The sequence below is a fragment of the Shewanella rhizosphaerae genome (genome assembly GCF_019457655.1).
In the GTDB taxonomy this organism is placed as follows: Bacteria; Pseudomonadota; Gammaproteobacteria; order Enterobacterales; family Shewanellaceae; genus Shewanella; species Shewanella loihica.
The window spans coordinates 4029307-4049642 of sequence record NZ_CP080420.1 but is presented as its reverse complement, the minus strand read 5'-3'; the positions used below and the strand labels follow the sequence as shown (position 1 = coordinate 4049642).

Annotated in this window: 19 protein-coding genes; 11 read left to right on the top strand and 8 right to left on the bottom strand. The window is 55.0% G+C overall.

All coding sequences use genetic code 11. The annotated features are described in order from the left end of the window. Positions 1 to 74 precede the first annotated feature (74 nt). From nosZ to K0I63_RS17550, 3 genes are all read right to left on the bottom strand, one after another. Entirely contained in the window at positions 75 to 1961 is a 1887-nt protein-coding gene (gene nosZ, locus K0I63_RS17560; protein ID WP_011867196.1) for a TAT-dependent nitrous-oxide reductase, read from the bottom strand. A 52-nt stretch (positions 1962 to 2013) separates the two neighbouring features. Next, positions 2014 to 4080, bottom strand: a complete 2067-nt coding sequence (gene nosR, locus K0I63_RS17555) for a transcriptional regulator NosR (protein ID WP_434086804.1) — start codon at positions 4078 to 4080, stop codon at positions 2014 to 2016. Positions 4081 to 4473: 393 nt separating this feature from the next. Continuing rightward, positions 4474 to 4770, bottom strand: a complete 297-nt coding sequence (locus K0I63_RS17550; RefSeq protein ID WP_011867194.1) for a c-type cytochrome — start codon at positions 4768 to 4770, stop codon at positions 4474 to 4476. A gap of 384 nt (positions 4771 to 5154) precedes the next feature. Here K0I63_RS17550 and K0I63_RS17545 point away from each other — a divergent pair, with 384 nt between their 5' ends. Continuing rightward, positions 5155 to 5607, top strand: a complete 453-nt coding sequence (locus K0I63_RS17545) for a GNAT family N-acetyltransferase (protein WP_220081866.1) — start codon at positions 5155 to 5157, stop codon at positions 5605 to 5607. Positions 5608 to 5775: 168 nt separating this feature from the next. Here the strand turns inward: K0I63_RS17545 and K0I63_RS17540 are convergent, their stop codons facing one another. Next, on the bottom strand, positions 5776 to 5952 hold the full coding sequence (locus K0I63_RS17540) for a hypothetical protein (RefSeq protein WP_258406130.1): 177 nt from the start codon (positions 5950 to 5952) through the stop codon (positions 5776 to 5778). 295 nt (positions 5953 to 6247) lie between these two features. Here K0I63_RS17540 and K0I63_RS17535 point away from each other — a divergent pair, with 295 nt between their 5' ends. Beyond that, the gene (locus tag K0I63_RS17535) at positions 6248 to 7126 is read left to right on the top strand and encodes a radical SAM protein (RefSeq protein ID WP_220081865.1); all 879 of its coding nucleotides are present in this window, start codon (positions 6248 to 6250) and stop codon (positions 7124 to 7126) included. Positions 7127 to 7170: 44 nt separating this feature from the next. On the opposite strand, the gene K0I63_RS17530 is transcribed toward K0I63_RS17535, so the two are convergent. After that, positions 7171 to 8004: a mechanosensitive ion channel family protein gene (locus K0I63_RS17530; RefSeq protein ID WP_220081864.1), complete on the bottom strand. Its 834-nt coding sequence runs from the start codon at positions 8002 to 8004 to the stop codon at positions 7171 to 7173. A 231-nt stretch (positions 8005 to 8235) separates the two neighbouring features. On the opposite strand from K0I63_RS17530, the gene K0I63_RS17525 reads away from it, so the two are divergent. Together K0I63_RS17525 and K0I63_RS17520 are read left to right on the top strand one after the other, a co-directional pair. Further along, positions 8236 to 8691 (top strand): hypothetical protein, encoded by a 456-nt coding sequence (locus tag K0I63_RS17525; protein WP_220081863.1) that lies wholly within the window; start codon positions 8236 to 8238, stop codon positions 8689 to 8691. Positions 8692 to 8914: 223 nt separating this feature from the next. Next, positions 8915 to 10090, top strand: a complete 1176-nt coding sequence (locus K0I63_RS17520; protein WP_011867188.1) for a type III PLP-dependent enzyme — start codon at positions 8915 to 8917, stop codon at positions 10088 to 10090. 66 nt (positions 10091 to 10156) lie between these two features. Here K0I63_RS17520 and K0I63_RS17515 read toward each other — a convergent pair whose 3' ends face one another. Continuing rightward, positions 10157 to 10372 carry an HP1242/YdcH family protein gene (locus K0I63_RS17515; RefSeq protein WP_160793842.1) on the bottom strand — a complete coding sequence of 72 codons (216 nt, stop codon included), beginning with the start codon at positions 10370 to 10372 and terminating at the stop codon, positions 10157 to 10159. 443 nt (positions 10373 to 10815) lie between these two features. Between K0I63_RS17515 and udp the strand changes: the two genes are divergently transcribed. Continuing rightward, on the top strand, positions 10816 to 11574 hold the full coding sequence (udp, locus tag K0I63_RS17510; protein ID WP_220059173.1) for a uridine phosphorylase: 759 nt from the start codon (positions 10816 to 10818) through the stop codon (positions 11572 to 11574). A gap of 89 nt (positions 11575 to 11663) precedes the next feature. On the opposite strand, the gene K0I63_RS17505 is transcribed toward udp, so the two are convergent. Next, positions 11664 to 12416: an outer membrane protein OmpK gene (locus tag K0I63_RS17505; RefSeq protein WP_220045348.1), complete on the bottom strand. Its 753-nt coding sequence runs from the start codon at positions 12414 to 12416 to the stop codon at positions 11664 to 11666. 299 nt (positions 12417 to 12715) lie between these two features. Between K0I63_RS17505 and K0I63_RS17500 the strand changes: the two genes are divergently transcribed. From K0I63_RS17500 to K0I63_RS17475, 6 genes are all read left to right on the top strand, one after another. Continuing rightward, on the top strand, positions 12716 to 13177 hold the full coding sequence (locus tag K0I63_RS17500; protein WP_220043463.1) for an NfeD family protein: 462 nt from the start codon (positions 12716 to 12718) through the stop codon (positions 13175 to 13177). 29 nt (positions 13178 to 13206) lie between these two features. Next, positions 13207 to 14133: an SPFH domain-containing protein gene (locus tag K0I63_RS17495; RefSeq protein WP_220081862.1), complete on the top strand. Its 927-nt coding sequence runs from the start codon at positions 13207 to 13209 to the stop codon at positions 14131 to 14133. Beyond that, positions 14130 to 15065, top strand: coding sequence for an SPFH domain-containing protein (locus K0I63_RS17490; RefSeq protein WP_220072400.1), 936 nt, complete (start codon positions 14130 to 14132; stop codon positions 15063 to 15065). Before K0I63_RS17495 ends, K0I63_RS17490 begins: the two co-directional genes overlap by 4 nt. Positions 15066 to 15222: 157 nt before the next feature. Then, entirely contained in the window at positions 15223 to 17403 is a 2181-nt protein-coding gene (gene uvrD / locus K0I63_RS17485) for a DNA helicase II (RefSeq protein ID WP_220081861.1), read from the top strand. A gap of 117 nt (positions 17404 to 17520) precedes the next feature. After that, positions 17521 to 18381 (top strand): 4-hydroxybenzoate octaprenyltransferase, encoded by an 861-nt coding sequence (ubiA, locus tag K0I63_RS17480; protein ID WP_220043461.1) that lies wholly within the window; start codon positions 17521 to 17523, stop codon positions 18379 to 18381. Between the two features lie 225 nt (positions 18382 to 18606). Then, positions 18607 to 19167 (top strand): hypothetical protein, encoded by a 561-nt coding sequence (locus K0I63_RS17475; protein ID WP_220081860.1) that lies wholly within the window; start codon positions 18607 to 18609, stop codon positions 19165 to 19167. A 78-nt stretch (positions 19168 to 19245) separates the two neighbouring features. On the opposite strand, the gene hemB is transcribed toward K0I63_RS17475, so the two are convergent. Further along, entirely contained in the window at positions 19246 to 20262 is a 1017-nt protein-coding gene (gene hemB, locus K0I63_RS17470) for a porphobilinogen synthase (RefSeq protein ID WP_011867178.1), read from the bottom strand. Positions 20263 to 20336: the final 74 nt, after the last annotated feature.

The window sequence follows — 20336 nt, the reverse complement described above, 5'->3', positions numbered from 1 at the left end:
TATGGCTTTTGTTCACGCTAGCCCTTGGTTAAGGCAGGCGCCTGACGCGGGGGCATCAGACGCCTGCATTTCACTTAGGCTTCTACCAACATGCGGCCACGCATCTCCATGTGCAGGGCGTGACAGAACCAGTTGCAGTAGTACCACTGTACCCCTGGCTTGTCGGCGATGAAGGTGACAGATGCCGTGGCCTGTGGGCCAATTTCCATCTGTACGCCATGGTTGGTCATACAGAAGCCGTGGGTCACGTCTTCCACCTGATCCAGGTTGGTGACCACTACCGTGACTTCGTCGCCCAGCTTGACCTTAAACTCGCTCATGCCGTAGTTGGGCGCGACCGAGGTCATGTAGACGCGAACCTTGTTGCCGTCGCGGATCACCTTGTTGTCCATCATCAGGCGCACGCCATCTTTCTCGGCCATGGCCACGGTATCGGCAAACAGCGGATCGTCACGGGTCCATAGCTTCTTCGGCTTGAGCTTGCTGCGGTGCACTATGATGCAGTCGTGAGGCTCGGCGAAGGTTGGACCGTCGTGCACCAGCTTCATCTCATCGCCTGAGATGTCGATCAACTGATCGTTCTCTGGGCGCAGCGGGCCAACGGGCAGGAATCTGTCCTTGGAGAACTTACACAGAGACACCAGCCACTTGCCATCGGCGTCGCGGGTTTCACCCTGAGAGGTGTGGTTGTGGCCTGGCTGATAGTGTACGTCCAGCTTCTGGCGCAGGTAGTTGACCTTCTTGCCTTGGTAGGCCTGAATCGCCTCTTCTACGTTCCACTTGGCGATCTGGCTGTCGAGGAAGAGGGTGGTGTAGGCGTAACCCTTGTTGTCGAACGCCGTGTGTAGCGGGCCTAGGCCCAGCTCTGGCTCACCGACGATGGCGTCTCTTGGCTTGATCTTGTCGTCGAACAGGTCGTCCAGTTTTTCGATAGAGATGATAGAGACGGTTGGCGACAGCTTGCCGTTGGCGACGAAGTACTTGCCGCTTGGCGAGGTATTCAGGCCGTGTGGCGACTTAGGCACGGGAATATAACGGGTGAGATCTGAGCCCTTGCGACCATCCAGTACGGGGATCTTGTTGCCATTGTAGGTCTTGAACTTACCGGCCTTGACCGCAGCTTCACAACGGGCCAAGTTGAAGATCACCACATGGTCGCGCTCGGCGGTGATCATCTCGCTGAGGTTCATCCCCATCTCTGAGTTGTAGCAGGTTGAGGCGAAGTATTTGCCGTCGTAGTCGGCATCTGTGTTATCCAGGTTACCGTCTACCATCACCTGGAAGGCGACCTCCATCTTCTCGGCATCGATCACGTTGAACAGGGAGCGGTAGGTGCTGACATCTTCCAGCGTCTCCTTACCATTGTTGTTCAGCGGGACCTCGAATTCGCCGTTACAGATGACATATTTAGTGTAAGGCACCTTCTGTACCCGCAGACCGTGGATGGCCTGGGCGTTGGGGATGGTGATCATCTTATCTGTCTTCATCACGTCACAACGGATACGGGCCACGCGGGTGTTGGCCTTGTCGTTGATGAAGAGATATTTACCGTCGTAGCGGCCGTCCTGCATGCTCATGTGCGGGTGGTGGGCGTCGCCAGCCATCAGGTGGGCGCTTTCGCCCTTGACCGCCTTACTCTCGTTGGTGATGCCCCAGCCGGTGGCGCTGTCGATGTTGAATACCGGGATACGCATCAGCTCGCGCATCGAGGGCAGGCCCATGATACGGACTTCGCCAGAGTGTCCACCGCTCCAGAAACCATAGTATTCGTCCAGCTCGCCCGGATGAACCACAGGGCTGTTGCTGGCCTCGGCCGCCTGGGCCTTGGCCATCGAGGCGAACATGGCGGCGCTCATGGGGGCGGCCACTGCACCCGCCCCTAGCAGGGCCGTCTTGCCCATAAACTCGCGTCGACCAGCGTTCTCCAACTGGTTGGCTGGTTTGTTATTCTTATCTTGCATAGTCCATCTCCATCTTAGTTATGTTACCTGCACTTATATGTGTTGATTCGTCCTATACGGCGGTGACCGTTGGGATCTCTTGGTCTTTGTATTGCTGGCGTTTGCGCGCCAGTTTTTTCAGCGGTGGGCACTTCTCTTCGTTGAAATAGGTCACCTGGCAGTCGAGGCAGTAGTGGCACTCGCGCATGTTGATCACCCCGTTGGGATGAATCGCCTGGATCTCGCACTCCTTGGCACAGGTCTTACAGGGCGTGCCACACTCGGGGCGGCGCTTGAGCCAGTCGAATAGACGCACGCTGTTGCTCACCGATAAGGCCGCGCCCAGCGGGCAGAGATAGCGGCAGAAGGTCTTGCGATTAAACAGGCTGGAGAAGATCATCAGCAGCGCCCAGAGGATGAAGGGCCACTCGCGATCGAACTTGAGCAAGAAGGTGGTCTTGAAGGGCTCAATCTCGGCAAACTGCTCCGCCATGGCCAGCGAGTCCAGCGACAGGCCAAAGAGTGCCAGCAGGATGAGGTACTTGATGGCCCACAGGCGCTCATGTACGGCGAAGGGCAGCTCGACCTGCGGCAGCTTGAAGTAGCGGCCCATCACATTGACCAACTCCTGCAGGGCGCCGAAGGGGCAGAGCCAGCCGCAGTAGACGGCGCGCCCCCACAGCAGCATGGTCACCGCGGCGGCGCACCAGAGGATGAAGATGATGGGATCGAGCAGGAAGAGATCCCAGGAGAAATCTTTCATCAGGGCGTGCAAGAAGGTAAACACGTTGACCACAGAGAGCTGTCCGCCCCAGCTCCAGCCGATCACCACCACGGTAACCACCAGGAAGCCGTGACGCAGGCGATGCATAAAGGTGGGGTGGCGAACCAGTATGTCCTGGAAGAAGAGGATCAGCAGCAAGACACCCATGAGGATCAGCAGTAGCACCACCTCCAGCTGTCTGTCGTGCCAGATCTGCTGCACCATGGTGAGCTCCGGCTCGGGCACTATGGCCGCCGGAGTGTCGACATACTTGCCCAGCGGGTCGTACTGCCCCTTGAAGCTGGTGAAGATGCTGTCGATAGGGCCGGTCTGGCGGCGCACCAGTAGCTCGAATTGCCAGCTGCTACCTGGGTCGAACTCGTGGTGCTGGGCGATGCGAAACACTGACATCTCGTTGAACTTGGGGGCACCCTGAATGTAGAGATCGCTGATGCGGTTGTGGTCCAGATCCCTGAAGGAGATGGCGTTATCCTTCTGGTGCACCTGGATGCGATCGAAGATGCCGCCACGCACATAGCCAGAGCCCTTGAAGGAGTAGCCATTGCCCATCACGGCCACCAGGTGCTCGCCGGGTTGCAGCGTCTGCATCAGCCACTGATAGTCGGCCTCGCCGAAGAGGTTTTTGCCTATGGTGGGAATGTCCGCCAGGGTGTAGTAGATCTCGGCAAACATTTCCTGCTTCTCATCTTCGCTGGCCTTGTCGACCTCCTCGGCGGCAGTGCCTTCGAAGGCGTCGTCAACGGCGCCGCGGGTCAGGTAGAGTTTGCGAATCGAGCCATCGCCGGTTAACTCGGTCCAGTTGGCCGGGGTGAAGAGTTCCTGCTTGATGGTGGAGAGAGGCTGGATCTGGCCGGCCTGCTGCTCGATGATCCCGAGCGCGATGGCAGCCTGGGTAGCGGCCTTGGTGATGGCGACGTTCATCACCATGACGGTCACGGTCGCGCCGGAGAGGCCGTCGATGGCGACTATACCCTCCTTCTCGTTGCCGCCCACCTTGAGCCTGTCTTTGACCGACAGCCCGGTATATTGCTCGGCAAATTTCCACAGCTTGCTCTCTGGGATCCCCGCCAGGATGATGGGTTCGTGGTGCTCGAGCACCTTGGCGCCCAGGTATTTACCTTCTGGGTCGATGGCTACCAGGATGTTGACCGGCTCGCCCGAGTAGGCAGGGATGCGGGCGATGTCATTGGTCTCGAAGCCATAGCCCAGGATCTGCTGATCTTTGTAGATGGTCCACAGGGCGGGCTCGCCCTGCTTGTCTGAGATGCGTGTCGCCTCCGGGAACAGCTCATGCAGAATGGGCAGGGGATCTTTGGGCGGGCTGACAAACAGGGCATAGCTGGGTGTGGCTAGCATAAGTGCCAACAGGGTCAATAAAATCCATTTTGCTTGCCTCGCATGGTGCATCAATCTTGCCACTCGAACGCTCCTACAGTCAGTCCCAGGGTGTGTCAACCTAGTGTTATTTATAGTGCATCCTAAATGCATCTTTATGGTTGTGACGTGATTGAGATCAAATAAATCGCGATTTTGTTAATTTGACACACATTGAAACAAGGCGACTTGGGGTGGCGATCACCCAAAAATTGGGCACCGGCGACTGGCTTTAGAAGGGGGGGGGGAACCAGGGAAAAGACAGGGAAAAGACAGGGAAAAGACAGGGAAAAGACAGGGAAAAGACAGGCCGCGTCACCTGAGCGACGGGGCGCGACCTGTTGGGAGAGGAATCTCTTACAAGGACGAGAAGGCTTACTTGAGGCTCTCGAAGTAGGCGGCCAGGTTGGCAATATCCTCGTCGGTCAGCGGCATGGCCATAGGTGCCATCACTGGGTCTTGACGCGTACCTTCCTTGAAGGCCTTTAGTTGTTTCTCAATGTATTGAGCCTTCTGGCCTTTGAGGTTAGGGTAGATGGGCGCCAGAGAGATACCGTCGGCACCGTGGCAGGCGGCACAAAGCATAGATTTGGCTTTACCGGCTTCGATATCACCGGCGTGGGCCGTCAGAGACATTAGGCTTGCAAAAGCGATGAGGGCAATCTTTTTCATATGAACTCCATTAGAATAAGTTCTTTATTTTTAAGAACAATTGTTGTCGCAATATCTGATGACAGACGACTTAGGTCATCTAAATGTAGGCGGCGTCAATCGAATGCTTCCTAGTTTAGAATGGGTTAAATTGGGCATGTGAATCTTAGGTGTATTTATAATGCATGTATTTGACCAAGGTCAAGTCTCGCCGAAATTTGCGGTGAGCGTCACAGCCTGCTGCCTCTTTAGAGGGAATGGTAAGGTACTTACAGAGCAGGCGCATACCGACCAGACGCTTACTTGGGAGTCGAAGGCTGCCGAAGCGGTTAATCTAAAACGGCTAGGCAGAAGTAATTGAAGAAAAGGCGATAGGCGCCGGAATTAACGAATGAGGGGATAGCAGTGCGTTGGGAGAGTGTGGCATTTACCGAGCTGAGCCTTGAGCGGCTCTACGAGCTGTTGAAGTTAAGGGTCGATGTGTTTGTGGTGGAGCAGGCCTGTGCCTATCCCGAGCTGGATGGCAAAGACACCCTGGCCGAGACCCGTCATCTGTTGGGTCTGGATGAGCAGGGGCGGATTGCCGCCTATGCGAGGATCTTAGCCCCCGGGGTGAGTTACCCTCAGGCCAGTATCGGCCGGGTCATCGTCGCGCCATCGGCTCGCGGTGCGGGCGTCGCCAAGCCCTTGATGCTTGAGGCGATCGCCATCGCCAGACAAACCTGGCCAGCCCAGGGGGTTCAGATCGGCGCCCAGGAATACCTTAAGGGTTTCTATCAAGGGGTGGGTTTTCGAGCCGTGTCTGAGGTCTATCTGGAGGATGGTATTCCCCATCTCGACATGTTGCTGGATGCCTGATGCAGCTCTGTGGGCACACTAAGGGCCTAAAGAAAGGGCCTAAAGAAAGGGCCTAACGAATGGGACTAACGAATGGGTTAGAGAGACGTGCAAATAGAGGAGCACAGGGCGTGCTCCTCTATGTTCGGGTAATTAAGCCGTTAGGCTCGTCAGTCACCGAGTCGGTGACTAATCCCTGAGTTGGATCTTAGGATCATGTTCAACTTCGCCATATCTGTCTATGGTCGACAGCTGGCTCTGTTGGGCGATGATCGCCAGTGGACCCGAAGGCAAATGGCGAACAAACAACAGCCGATACCCGTATCGATGCAGGCTATAGAGGGCCATCTTTTGTTCCGCACTCATCGAGCTCCAATGCTCATCATGATGCAGGACGTTCCCTCGCCTGTCTTGCAGTTGCTGTGCTATTTGCATGTTATTATCTACACGTTTGTCGGCCGATGTAGCCAATATTTCTTTCTGTGCTGGCACCGCCAGCCAGTTTTAAAAGATTAATCTTAATTAGATTAACGTCAGTCATTTTACTGACTTTAATTGAACATTAATTGAACGAGATCAATTTATGGGGCGAGAAGTGGGCCCGAAAGCGAAAAATTATGAAAATGCTCACATCTTGGTCACATTTTGAGACAGGCATAAAATGATTAATTATATCGAGCCGTTATTTCGGCCGCCTTCCGAGTGGAAGTCCCTCATACTCCAGGTAACCAATGGTTGTAGCTGGAATCGCTGCCATTTTTGCGACATGTATACCGCGCCGCAGAAGCAATTTCGTGCACAAAAAATAGATAAAATTGCAGAGGATATTCAACGGGTCGCCCAGCGAAACCTGCCGATCTCACGGGTATTCCTCGCCGATGGCGATGCCATGAGCCTGCCCTTTAATCGTCTGGAGGCTATCTGTCTGTTGATCCGTGAGCATCTGCCCCAGGTGACCCGCATCAGCAGCTACTGCCTGCCGCGCAATCTCAACAATAAGACGGATGCGCAGCTCGCCCGGCTCAGAGAGCTGGGGCTTAGCCTGCTGTATGTGGGCTGCGAGAGCGGGGACGATGAGGTGCTGGCCCGTATCGAGAAGGGCGAGAGCTTCGACTCCTCCTTGCTGGCCTTGCAGCGCATACGCGCGGCCGGCATCAAGTCTTCCGTGATGATACTCAATGGCTTGGGGGGCGTGGAGCTGTCCAGGCAACACGCGCTCAACTCGGCGCGCCTGATGAATGAGGCGCAGCCGGACTATCTGTCGACCCTAGTGGTGACTCTGCCCCTTGGCAAGGCGCGTATGGACGCCGGATTCGATGGTGATTTCAAACTGCCGGACCAGCATGGCCTGCTGAGCGAGATGCAGTTGCTGCTCAGTGAACTCGAGCTGGAGAAGACCATATTCAGGTCAGATCACGCCTCTAACTATCTGGTGCTCAAGGGGATACTGGGCCGTGACAAGCAGAGCCTGTTGACCCAGGTCGAGCAGGCGATTCAGGGACTGGTGCCCCTGCGCCAGGAGTGGCAGCGCGGCCTCTAGGCCGGCGCCGCTTGGTGTTTTCGGCGCTAGCGCTCGATATGACTTTATCGCTCGATGTGGATCTCACGTACCGGGCAGGGGATCTCTATGCCGGCCTGGCGCAGCGCGTTGATCAGCTCCAGGTTGACCTGATACTTGTTCTGGTAGTAGCGATTGGTGGGCACCCAGTAACGTAGGCCTACCTCTAAGCCAATACTGTTGAAGCCGTTGATCCCTATCTGAGGGGCACGCTCCTGATTCACCTCTTCGTTGGCATCCAGCACCTGTTGGGCGATGGCCAGCACCTGGTTGGCATCGCTGGCGTAGCTGATGTTGAAACGTATCTCGACCAGCTTGTCGCTGAAGGAGTTGTGCAGGATCTCGCCGACGATATGTTTGTTGGGGATGCTGATCACCTCGCCTTCCTCATTGGTGAGCAGGGTCAGTCCCAGGTGGATGCTCTTGACCACGCCGCTGACCCCCTGGATCTCTATGGTGTTGCCCACCACGAAGGGGCGGGTAACGATTATGGTAACGCCCGCCGCGTAGTTAGAGAGCATTCCCTGTAGCGCCAGGCCGGCACCCAGAGAGGCCGCACCGATAGCCGCCACCATGGGCGTGATGCTGATCCCCAGCTTGCCCAGGGCGATAACCCCCACCATGACTATGATGAGAATGCGCACCAGATTGGAGACGAAGTTGCTCAGGGTGATGTCTATCTCGTGCTTCTCAAACTGCTTGGCCACTAGGTTGGAGATCTTGTTGGCGACCCAGAGCCCCAAGAGGAAGATAAGCAGCGCGCCGACCAGCTGGAAGCTGTACTTCACCAGAAATTCGGTCAACAGGTTGTAGACATTTTGCAGTTGCGCCAGCTCCTGCTCCAGACCATTTTCATTCATAACATTCGTCCTAAAATTTGCCGCGAACCACTATCGCGCGGGCATAGAATCCAACCTGGGTATGTTACTTAATATTCAATGGCTTGATAACCAATATCTCATTCATGTCCCATGACACTCATTAGCGTGAAGCATATCAAGCAATTGGCACGCATCCGAGGGCATGGCGGCCAGTATAAGATATAGTCTAGTTCACCCCTAAGTAACCTAATCCTTAGTGAAAGAGGCATTATGAAAGCGCTAATCTTGGCTGTGGGCGTGCTGTTTTCGGCCGCCAGCCTGGCCAGCAGCCTGACCACAGGCGATCGTATCGAGGCAATCACCCTGGCGGATCAACATCAAGCCGTGTGGGAGCTCAATAGCAATACCCAGATTTTACTCTTTAGCCGCGGCATGAAGGGGGGCGAGATCATTCAGGAGGCACTTGAGTCCCTAGAGGGCCCCATGCCGGGTAACTGGCGTTATGTTGCCGACATCAGTGGTATGCCATCACTTATCGCCAAGTTCGTGGCCATCCCCAAGATGCAAGATCTCAACTTCGCCATCGGCCTGGATCAGGAGGGTGAGGCGACCCATTTGCTGCCCGGTGACAAGGAGACGGCGACAGTGATCACCCTGGAGGGGCTCAAGGTCGTCAAGGTGGTGAGCGTCGATTCCGCCAAGGCCCTGCTCGAGGCGGTGAAATAGCGCGAAAAGTGTGAGCCAAAGGTTATCAGAATTCAATTTACTAATTAATGACTTATGTTCGCTTTTGCTCCGATGAAAATCAGGTTATCCGTTTTGGAATAAAAATTTATTTATTAAGCATAAAAATTCGTTGATCTCGACGAAAAAATAGCGTTTACTTCGCAGCGATTTTTAACCGAATCACGCTAAATTATTTTTATTCTGCTACGGAGATACTGGCGAGATGAGCCAATTTCAAGCGATTGATGTTAATGAGTATTATGACCAAGCTACCTTTGAGCGTATCAAGGCGTTTGCTCAGGATAAACCGACACCTTTCGTGGTGATTGACACTAAAATCATTGCAAAACAATATGATGACATGGTGCATAACTTCCCTTATGCCAGTATCTACTATGCCGTCAAGGCTAACCCGGCCAAGGAGGTATTGACCCTGCTGCGTGACCGCGGCGCCAATTTCGATATCGCCTCTATCTACGAGCTGGATATGGTGAGCGACATCGGCGTGACGCCTGACAGAGTCAGCTATGGCAATACCATCAAGAAGCGTAAAGATGTGCGTGCCTTCTATGAGCGTGGCGTGCGCATGTACGCCTCTGATTCCGAAGCCGATCTGCGTATGATCGCCGAGGAAGCCCCCGGTTCTCGCGTCTATGTACGCATCCTGACCGAAGGCACCCACACGGCTGACTGGCCCCTGTCGCGTAAGTTCGGCTGCCAGAATGAGATGGCCTTCGAGCTGCTGGTGCTCGCCAAGACGCTGGGGCTGGAACCCTATGGCATCTCGTTTCATGTGGGCTCACAGCAGCGCGACATAGGAGCCTGGGATTCGGCTATCGCCAAGGTGAAGAGTATCTTCGAGCGTCTGCGTGAAGAGCATGGCATCGAGCTGAAGATGATCAACCTAGGCGGCGGTTTCCCGGCGAATTATCTGGACAAGACGAATGAGCTGGGCACCTACGCCGAGCAGATCACCCACTTCCTAAAAGAGGACTTTGGCGATCAGCTGCCGCAGATCATCCTGGAACCTGGCCGTTCGCTGCTCTCTAACGCCGGCGTGCTGGTGTCTGAGGTAGTGCTGATCAGCAAGAAGTCTCAGACGGCGTTGGAGCGCTGGGTATTTACCGACGTGGGTAAGTTCTCCGGCCTGATTGAGACCATGGATGAAGCGATCAAATTCCCCATCTATACCGAGCGTCAGGGTGAGTTGGATCGCTGCGTGATCGCCGGCCCGACCTGTGACAGTGCCGACATCATGTATGAGCATTACAGCTACGGCCTACCGCTGGATCTGGCAATAGGCGATCGCATGTACTGGCTGACGGCCGGCGCCTATACCACCACTTATTCGGCGGTCTGCTTCAATGGCTTCCCGCCGCTGAAGGATTACTATCTGTAGTAGATAGAATTTCTAAGAGATAAGAAAAGGGCGCCTAGGCGCCCTTTTTAATGTCCGATGTCCGCATTATTTGTCGTGGGACTTGAGGATCTGATGCAACTCCTCTTTGATATGCAGCTTCTGCTGTTTGAGTACCTTGACCTCTGGGGTGAAATCGCTGGCCGCATGTTGCTCTAGCTCTTTAATCTCGTCGTCGAGTTCGTTGTGTTTGTTAAACATCTTAAGAAAATGCGCGTCTTTTGATTTTAGTTCGCTGATCAGGTCTCTGTATTCTGGAAACATATTGGCCGTCCTTCTTGGTCAAAATGGGTGAGAGGTCATAGCAAAAGTAGTTAATTTTCCTTTGCTATGGTTTCAGCCTAGCGCGATCTGTTTGCTGGTTTTGTGATCGACTTCACCGCCTGGGATTTCGTTTTCGTCGCTTTACTACAGCTGGTTTAACCTGTTGTAATACAAGCTTATTTTGTGATTTTTATTTGGGTGTGAAACCAGGTTTTCGGCGATGTCTCAGGGCAAGTAATAAATTTTGCCGGCAGGCTGGCAGCCTAGGTGGGAGTTGCTATATTTTCAGTGCTGCTAGCGGAATTGCTTTGGTAAATTCATTACAACAAATTATCTAACTACTGGCGGGGAAAGTGTGATCAGGTTAACCTTAATGGCTTTCATACTAGGTTAAAGTCCATTTTATAAGAATTTTATAATCAAAATTGAAAGGGGTTTTCACAATGTCAGATGTATTTCATTTAGGCCTGACGAAAGAGATGTTAGATGGTGCAACACTTGCTATCGTTCCGGGCGACCCAGAGCGTGTGAAACGTATTGCCGAGTTGATGGACAATCCAACATTCCTGGCCAGTCACCGCGAATACACCAGTTACCTTGCCTATATCGACGGTAAGCCGCTGGTGGTCTGCTCTACCGGTATCGGTGGTCCATCGACCTCTATCGCCGTGGAAGAGCTGGCACAGCTGGGTATCGACACCTTCCTGCGCGTCGGCACCACAGGCGCCATTCAGCCACAGGTTAACGTGGGTGATGTGATCGTGACTCAGGCGTCGGTGCGTCTAGACGGTGCGAGTCTGCACTTTGCTCCTATGGAGTTCCCAGCCGTGGCGAACTTCGAATGTACTACCGCCATGGTGGCGGCGAGCCGTGAAGCGGGTCTTGAGCCTCATATCGGTATCACAGCTTCGTCAGACACCTTCTACCCAGGTCAAGAGCGTTACGATACCGTGACGGGTCGTGTGACTCGTCGTTTTGCCGGTTCGATGAAAGAGTGGCAGGACATGGGCGTACTCAACTATGAGATGGAGTCATCGACTCTGTTCACCATGTGTGCGACTCAAGGTTGGCGCGCGGCGTGTGTGGCCGGTGTGATCGTTAACCGTACTCAGCAGGAGATCCCTGATGAGGCGACCATGAAGCAGACCGAGACCAGTGCCGTGTCTATCGTGGTAGCGGCGGCGAAGAAGCTGTTGGCTTAAGCCTAGCGGCTTAGCTCGCTGGATTAAAAAAGGCGCCTGATGGCGCCTTTTTTGTGGGCATGCATAGAAGCACGCTTTGTTCATAACACTTAGAAGTGATACTTGGCGATCACCGAGTAGGTGTTCTGATCTATGCCCTTAACACCATACTTGTTCTTCCAGTAATCGTATTCGATACCGACGAATAGCTTATCTTTCTTGTGGGCGCCGAAGATGGCTGCGCCCAGGTCGTACTTAACCTGAGGGTTGAAGTGGAAGTTCTCTTCATAGCCAGTGTTGTCGGCCGAGAATACCCAGTCGATAAAGCCGTCGAAGACGATGTTCGAGTGGCCTACCGGGAAGTCCATACGAAAGACTGGGGTCAACTGCCAGCCATCGCTCAGGTTGCCGGTGCTGATAGCGTCGCGACGATAGGTGTTTAGCTGGAAGTAGCTGAAATAAGGGATCTTAAAGTCGAGACCGACACCATAGAGGAAGCTCTTCACCGGGCCTTCGCCCTCTTCGTAGGTGAGTGCCAGTGACACGTCTGTGATGGCGCCTACGCCCACAGGCTTGCCTAAGATCTTGCTGGCGCTGAAGCGGGGCGAGATCTCACCATAGGTGGTACTGTCTTTGCCGCCGTTATTGCCATTGAAGTAGATGAAGTCCTGAAAGGCGAACCAGTCGCCATACTTCCAGCCGCCGGCGGTTTCTAGGGTAATAGTGGTTTGTCGCTCCGAGGGCGCCAGATCATACTTGTCGCCGTAGAGGGCGGTAGCACTGAAGTCCCACCATTGGATCATATCATCGGCCAGCGCGGGCTGGGCGGCGACTAGCGCGAGGAGAAGCCATTTCCTGTTCATCATCTTTTTACCTTTATCGTTATTTTTGGGGCAGCCTTTGACGCCGCTGTTTGGGGCTAATTTGAAAACAATCGCGCACTCTCAAGGTGCCTTTTCGGCTTATTTTCACGCCCTATTATTTATGCGCCGCAAGTATACGGGATTTCGCCATTGTGCCCAATTCCAAAACAATGTCTTTTACCTAGGTAAATTAAATGTTTGTTGCCTGTGTCACATTTGTATTATGACATAATATGTCGCATTGCGAGAAAAGAGCTGATATAGTCTTGGCAGGGATACTCTCATTTCAGGGGGGAAATATGGAGTTTTCTAATCCTATCTTTATCTGGATTGCCGTCGGTTTAGTCTTGATGTTAGCCGAGATCATTCTGCCTGGCGGTATCGTTATTTTCCTGGGCGCCGCCTGTTTGGTGGTGGCGGGCGCATTGACCCTAGGTTGGGTCGAAGGCTTTGTGCAGGCCCTGACGCTCTGGTTCATCGCCGCTATCGTCTTGTTACTGGCTTTTCGTCAGCTGACACAGCGCTTGGTGGGTGGTGATTCCCATGTGGATAATACCGATGAGGAGTTTGACCTTTATAACCAAGTTGCCGTCGTCAAGGCGGTGATCGGCCCGGCACAGCAGCAGGGACGCGTCGAATTTCAGGGAAGCGAATGGCCAGCACTGGGTGATGGCAGCGAGATCCCTATTGGCGCGCGCGTCAGAGTGATCTGCCGCGAGAATATTGCCCTGGTCGTTGAACCTTTGACAGAGCAGGCATAGCCTGGCTGCTACTTTACAGGATGGAATCTATGTTTGAATTTACCATTTTTATACTCTTCGTTTTCTTTATTCTTTATAACCTATTGTTGATCGTTCCCATGCGCGAGGTACACGTTATCGAGCGTCTGGGTAAGTTTAGGGTGGTGTTACAGCCAGGTTTTCACTTTTTAATTCCCTTCTTCGACCGCGTAGCCTATCGCCACGACACCCGTGAGCAGGTGCTGGATGTGCCGCCACAGAGCTGTATCTCGAAGGATAACACTCAGCTGGAGGTCGACGGCCTGGTCTATCTCAAGGTGATGGACGGCAAGCTGGCCAGCTATGGTATCGAAGATTATCGTCGCGCGGCGGTGAACCTGGCGCAGACCACCATGCGCTCCGAGATAGGTAAGCTGAGCCTGAGTGAGACCTTCTCCGAGCGTGACAGCCTCAACGAGTCTATCGTGCGTGAGATCGATAAGGCGTCTGACCCTTGGGGGATCAAGGTGCTCAGGTACGAGATCAAGAACATTACCCCGTCTCACAAGGTGATCCACACCCTGGAGAAGCAGATGGAGGCCGAGCGTAGCAAGCGCGCCGAGATCACTCTGGCCAACGCCGAGAAGGCGGCGATGATCAATCTCTCCGAGGGGGAGCGCCAGGAGGCTATTAACCTGTCGGAAGGTGAGAAGCAGAAACGGATCAACGAGGCCAAGGGTACGGCCCAGGAGATCGCCATCGTCGCCCGCGCCAAGGCGGAAGCCATGACCATGGTCTCAGAGGCCTTGGCACTGGAGGGCGGTAACGAGGCGATGAACATGCAGCTCAAGGAGCAGTTCATCACCCAGCTGGGTAAGATACTCAACGAAGCGGATATTTCAGTGGTACCGGCCGAGATGGCCAAGCTGGAAGGCTTCTTTGAGGGCATGGAGCAGGTGACTCAGAGTGTGGGTCAGGTAAAAGGAGTTCGCGCATGATTGCAGATATCAACACAGATTTAATCGTACTGGGCATTTGGGGACTGATCTTCGCCATCTTCATCATCAAGCTGTTTCAGTCGATCCGCCTGGTGCCTACCAAGTCGGCCTATATCGTCGAGCGTCTGGGTAAGTATCACACCACCTTAGATGCCGGTTTCCATGCCCTAGTGCCTTTCATCGACAAGGTGGCCTATGTGCATGACCTGAAAGAGGAAACTATCGATGTACCGCCTCAGGAGTGTTTCTCCAGCGACGAGGTGAACGTCGAGGTGGATGGGGTTATCTATATCTCCGTGGTGGATCCCGTGAAGGCCAGCTATGGGGTGACCGACTATCGTTACGCGGCCATTCAACTGGCGCAGACCACGACCCGTTCTGTGATTGGCACCCTGGATCTCGACCGCACCTTCGAGGAGCGTGACGTGATCAGCGCCAAGGTAGTCGAAGTGCTGGATCAGGCCGGCGCTACCTGGGGGATCCGGGTACACAGATATGAGATCAAGAACATCGCGCCACCCGAGACGGTGAAGAACGCCATGGAGATGCAGGTGAACGCCGAGCGTGAACGCCGCGCCCTGCTGGCCAAGAGTGAGGGTGACAAGCAGAGCAAGATCAATCGCTCCGAAGGGGTCAAGGCGGAGATGATCAACCGCTCCGAGGGTGAGATGCAGAAGCGCATCAACGAGGCCGAGGGTAAGGCCGAGGAGATCCTTACCATCGCCAAGGCGACAGCCGAGTCTATCGAGCGCATGGCTCAGGTGGTGTCGGCGCCAGGCGGAAAGAACGTGGTGCGCATGCAGCTAGGTGCCCAGTACCTCAAGCAGTTCGACGGCTTGACCAACAGCGCCAATAAGATAGTGCTGCCGGGCAACATGATGGACTTCGATCACTGGATGGACAGCATAGGGCTGGAAGAGAGCAAGAGCTAAGCTCGCCTAACCCCTTATCACGTCCTAAAAGCCCAGTCCCTTGCCTGGGCTTTTTATTGCCTTGGGCTAGGTGTGGATGACCTATCGCGATGTGGTCGACGGTAGGATCGCGCAACGCCTCCTGTTATACTTGCCGCCTGATTTTTTGGAGGCAAGAATGGACGTATCTTCTTTACTCGACGGCTTAAACGACAAACAGCGCGAGGCCGTCGGCGCACCACAATCTAGCATGCTGGTGTTGGCGGGCGCGGGCAGTGGTAAGACCCGGGTACTGACCCACCGCATCGCCTGGCTGATGCAGGTAGAGCAGCAGAGTCCCTATTCTATTCTGGCGGTGACCTTTACCAACAAGGCCGCGGCCGAGATGCGCGAGCGTGTGGAGAAGGTGAGCGGCAGCAACATGGGCCGCATGTGGATCGGTACCTTCCATGGCCTGGCCCATCGCCTGCTGCGCACCCATTATCAAGACGCCAACTTGCCCCAGAGTTTCCAGATCCTCGACTCGGACGACCAGCTCAGGCTGATCAAGCGGATCCTTAAGAGCCTCAACCTGGATGAGAAGCAGTATCCGCCCCGTCAGGCTCAGGGCTACATTAACGGCAAGAAAGATCAGGGGCTGAGACCCAAGCATATCGATGCCGGTGGCTTCCCCATTGAGCAGAATCTGCTGAAGATCTATCAGGTGTATCAGGAGTCATGCGATCGCGCCGGCCTGGTGGACTTTGCCGAGATCTTGCTAAGGGCCCATGAGCTGTGGCTCAACAAGCCCCATATTCTGGAGCACTATCAGGAGCGCTTTAAGAACATCCTGGTGGACGAGTTTCAGGATACCAACGCCATCCAGTATGCCTGGATCCGCGTGTTGGCCGGCAGCACGGCCAACGTGATGATAGTCGGCGACGACGACCAGTCTATCTATGGTTGGCGCGGCGCCCAGGTGGAGAACCTACATCGCTTCCTGCAAGATTTCCCAGCGGCCCAGACCATACGTCTGGAGCAGAACTATCGCTCCAGCGGCAACATACTTAACGCCTCCAACGAGCTGATCGCCAACAACCCGGACCGGCTAGGCAAGAAGCTGTGGACCGAGGACAAGGATGGCGAGAAGATTGGCCTCTATTGCGCCTTCAATGAGATGGACGAGGCCCGCTTCATCGTGGGGCGCATCACGGACTGGCAGGATATGGGCGGCAACCTCAGCGACTGCGCCATCCTCTATCGCTCCAACGCCCAGTCGCGGGTGTTGGAAGAGGCCCTGCTGCACAAGGGGATGGCCTATCGTATCTATGGTGGCCTGCGCTTCTTCGAGCGTCAGGAGATCAAGGATGCCATGGGGTATCTGCGGCTGATCAGCAACAAGAACGACGACGCCGCCTTCGAGCGTATTATCAACACGCCGACCCGTGGCATAGGCGACCGTACCCTGGAGATCCTGCGCAGCACGGCGCGCCAGCAGGAGCTGACCCTGTGGCAGACCTGTCTGCGTCTGATCGATGAGAAGGTGCTCTCCGGCCGCGCCGCCAACGCGGTACGTGGCTTCATGGATCTTATCGTTACTCTGCAGCAGGAGACGGCGGAGCAGTCGCTGCATCGCATGACGGACCATGTTATCCAGGCTTCCGGCCTCAAGGCCATGTATGAGGCGGAGAAGGGCGAGAAGGCCCGCGCCAGGGTAGAAAACTTAGAGGAGCTGGTCACTGCGGCGCGCACCTTCGTGATGCCGGAAGATCTCGAAGACATGGGCGAGCTGAACGCCTTCCTCTCCCATGCCGCACTCGAGGCGGGCGAGGGCCAGGCCGATGCCTTCACCGATGCGGTGCAGCTGATGACCCTGCACTCGGCCAAGGGCCTGGAGTTCCCCATGGTGTTCATGGCAGGCGTCGAGGAGGGAATTTTCCCCAGCCAGATGGCGATGGATGAGGGCGATAGGCTGGATGAGGAGCGCCGTCTCTGTTACGTGGGCATGACCCGCGCCATGAAGCAGCTTTATATCACCTACGCCGAGTCGCGCCGCATCTATGGCCGGGAAAACTATGCCCGTCCTTCACGTTTCATCAAGGAGATCCCTGGCGACTATGTGCAGGAGATCCGCATGCGCACCAGCGTGTCGGCGCCGGCGAGTAGCAACAGATTCAGTCAGGCCCAGTCCGCCTTTAACGGTTCAGCCTTTAACGATTCAGGTTTCAATATCGGTCAGCGGGTGAATCATCCCAAGTTTGGCGAAGGCAAGGTGACCAACTTCGAGGGCAGCGGCGCCCAGGCCAGAGTCCAGGTGGATTTCCTCGATGTAGGCAGCAAGTGGCTGGTGGTGGCCTATGCCCGTCTCGAGACACTGTAAAGCCGGGTTGATAAAGCGCTTGAAACTCTTAGGGTGTCAGTCATAATGCCAGAGTATTTTGATGAGCTTGCCCACATAAATCGAAAGGCCAAAGCAGTCGTTAGGAGAGCCTAGAAAATGAGCTTAAGGGATAAATTGGACGCCTATTTGCGTCTGGCGCGGATGGATAGACCCATAGGTACCTTCCTGCTGCTATGGCCATGTTTGATGGCGCTGGTGCTGGCGGCCGGTGGTATGCCAGATCTTAAGGTGTTGATCATCTTCGTTATCGGTGTGGTGGTGATGCGCGCCTGCGGCTGCATCATCAACGACTATGCCGATCGTAAGTTAGACTCCCATGTGGAGCGCACCAAGAGCCGCCCCCTGGCCAGTGGTGAGGTGACGGTCAAAGAGGCGCTTATCCTGTTCGTGGTGATGGGCCTGCTGGCCTTTGCCTTAGTGCTGATGCTCAACCCGCTGGTGGTGCAGCTCTCCTTCGTCGGCATCATATTGACCATCATCTACCCCTTTACCAAACGTTTCACCAACATGCCGCAGATGTTCCTCGGCGTGGTGTGGAGCTGGTCGATCCCTATGGCCTATGCGGCACAGCTAGGCACAGTGCCGGTAGAAGCCTGGTGGCTGTTTGCCGCCAACTGGTGCTGGACAGTGGCCTACGATACCATGTATGCCATGGTGGACAGAGACGATGACCTCAAGGTGGGCATCAAGTCGACGGCGATCCTCTTTGGCCGCTTCGATCGGCAGATCATCGGCCTGTTTCAGCTGGCCGCCCTCGGCTGCTTCATCATGGCTGGGCTCAGCGCCGATCGCGGCCTGGTCTTCGCCCTAGGGATCCTCACCTTCATCGGCTTCGGCCTCTACCAGCAGAAGTTGATCTTCGACCGCGAGCGCGCCCCCTGCCTGCAAGCCTTCTTAAATAATAACTGGGCCGGTATGGTGCTCTTTGTGGCTCTGGGCGCCGATTACCTCATCTAACGTCTTTAGGAAGAAAAACAAAGCCATGGCACTGCTTATAGGCGCGGCGTCATGGCTTTTTTAATGCCTGTCTCGGTCGAGTTCGCCTGTTCACCAAACTGACATCATCTCCCTATAGCATCTTGTCTGACGAGCCAAGAAGGCTATCGCCTTCTACACTTACTTAACGCAATAGCTCAGGCTACAGGAAAGCTCAATGGGCGCAGCGTTGAGGTGAGGCAAGGGATGATGTCATATTCGAGTCTGGTGTTTGAGGTGGGTGAGTGGCAGCTCTATGAGCTGGTCTTGCTGTGTGTTGGCCTGGGGATCTTGCTGCTGAGTCTGCTGATTGGGCACTGGTGGCCACTGGGGCTCTGGCGCTGGACCTTGGTGTTGATCGTCAGTGGCAGCCTAGTAACCCTTTGCGTGCAGAGCCGTTATCAGGTGAGTCAGCTTAGCGACCTGCTGGTAAGAGGCGGCAAGCTAGAGGTGGTCGAGGGCAACTTTCACTACGGCGACTATCAGTTTTCTAACGTGGCCAAGCATGGCATAGATTACCGCGAGATCAGCCTGGATGAGCGTGCCATCAAGCTGTATCACTCAGGTTATCTTCCCAGCGCCCGCTGCTACCGCGCCCTCTATACCCATAACCAGTTTCATCCCGACGCCCACCTGCGGCTCTCCATCTACTGGAGCGAGTATCACTATACCTATCGCAGCAATCGCTATACCCTCAAGGCGCCCTGTATCGTCAAGGTGGAGCAGCTGTTCGACCATGAAGGCTTAGCGCTGGCCGCCAGCCGTTAACTGTCATTATTCAACTTGCGCGCAGAAACAAAAAAGCCAGCGACTCGCATCACTGGCTTTTTGTTTAAATAGGTAGCCTTACTTGTTATCGGCTTCTTTCAGCCACTGGGCGGCGCGCTTGGCGAAATAGGTAAGGATGCCATCGGCACCGGCGCGCTTGAAGCACAGCAGTGATTCCATTACGATCGCCTTCTCTGCCAGCCAGCCATTCTCGATGGCCGCCATGTGCATGGCATACTCACCGCTCACCTGATAGGCAAAGGTAGGCACGGCCAGCTCTGTCTTGACGCGGTTAACGATATCCAGGTATGGCATGCCTGGCTTAACCATCACCATGTCGGCGCCTTCCTGAATGTCCAGCGCGACCTCGTGCAGCGCTTCGTCGCTGTTGGCCGGATCCATCTGGTAGCTGTGCTTGTTGCCGCCCTTTAGGTTGCCGGCAGAGCCGACCGCATCACGGAAGGGACCATAGTAGTTAGAGGAGTACTTGGCCGAATACGCCATGATCTGGGTGTTTACGTGACCCGCTGCTTCCAGCGCCTGACGGATGGCGCCGATACGGCCGTCCATCATGTCCGATGGCGCCACGATATCGGCACCGGCCTCGGCGTGAGACAGGGCCTGCTTCACCAAGATCTCTGTGGTGATGTCGTTCAGGATATAGCCGTCTTCATCGATGATGCCGTCTTGACCATGGGTGGTGAAGGGATCCAGCGCCACGTCTGTCATCACCCCAAGTTGTGGGAAGGCTTCTTTCAGGGCGCGAACCGCGCGCTGCGCCAGTGCGTCGGCGTTGTAGGCCTCTTCGGCCATCAGGGTCTTCTTCTCGGCTGGGGTCACAGGGAACAGGGCCACCAGAGGGATCCCCAGCTTAACGAGTTCTTCCGCTTCCTTGAGCAATAGATCGATTGAGTAGCGCTCGATGCCAGGCATTGAAGCGACCTGCTCAGTACGGTTATTACCTTCGAGCACGAACATAGGGTAGATCAAGTCGTTCACCGACAGCTGGTTTTCGGCCATCAGACGGCGACTAAAATCGTGTTTACGCATGCGGCGCATTCTGCGCTGAGGGAAAGCACTGGTAATGATGTTCACATTCGACTCCTAATTTAGGGTTGTTTGCTTTATTGGGCTACACACTTCACAGCTCATCCGTGGATGGGGCATAG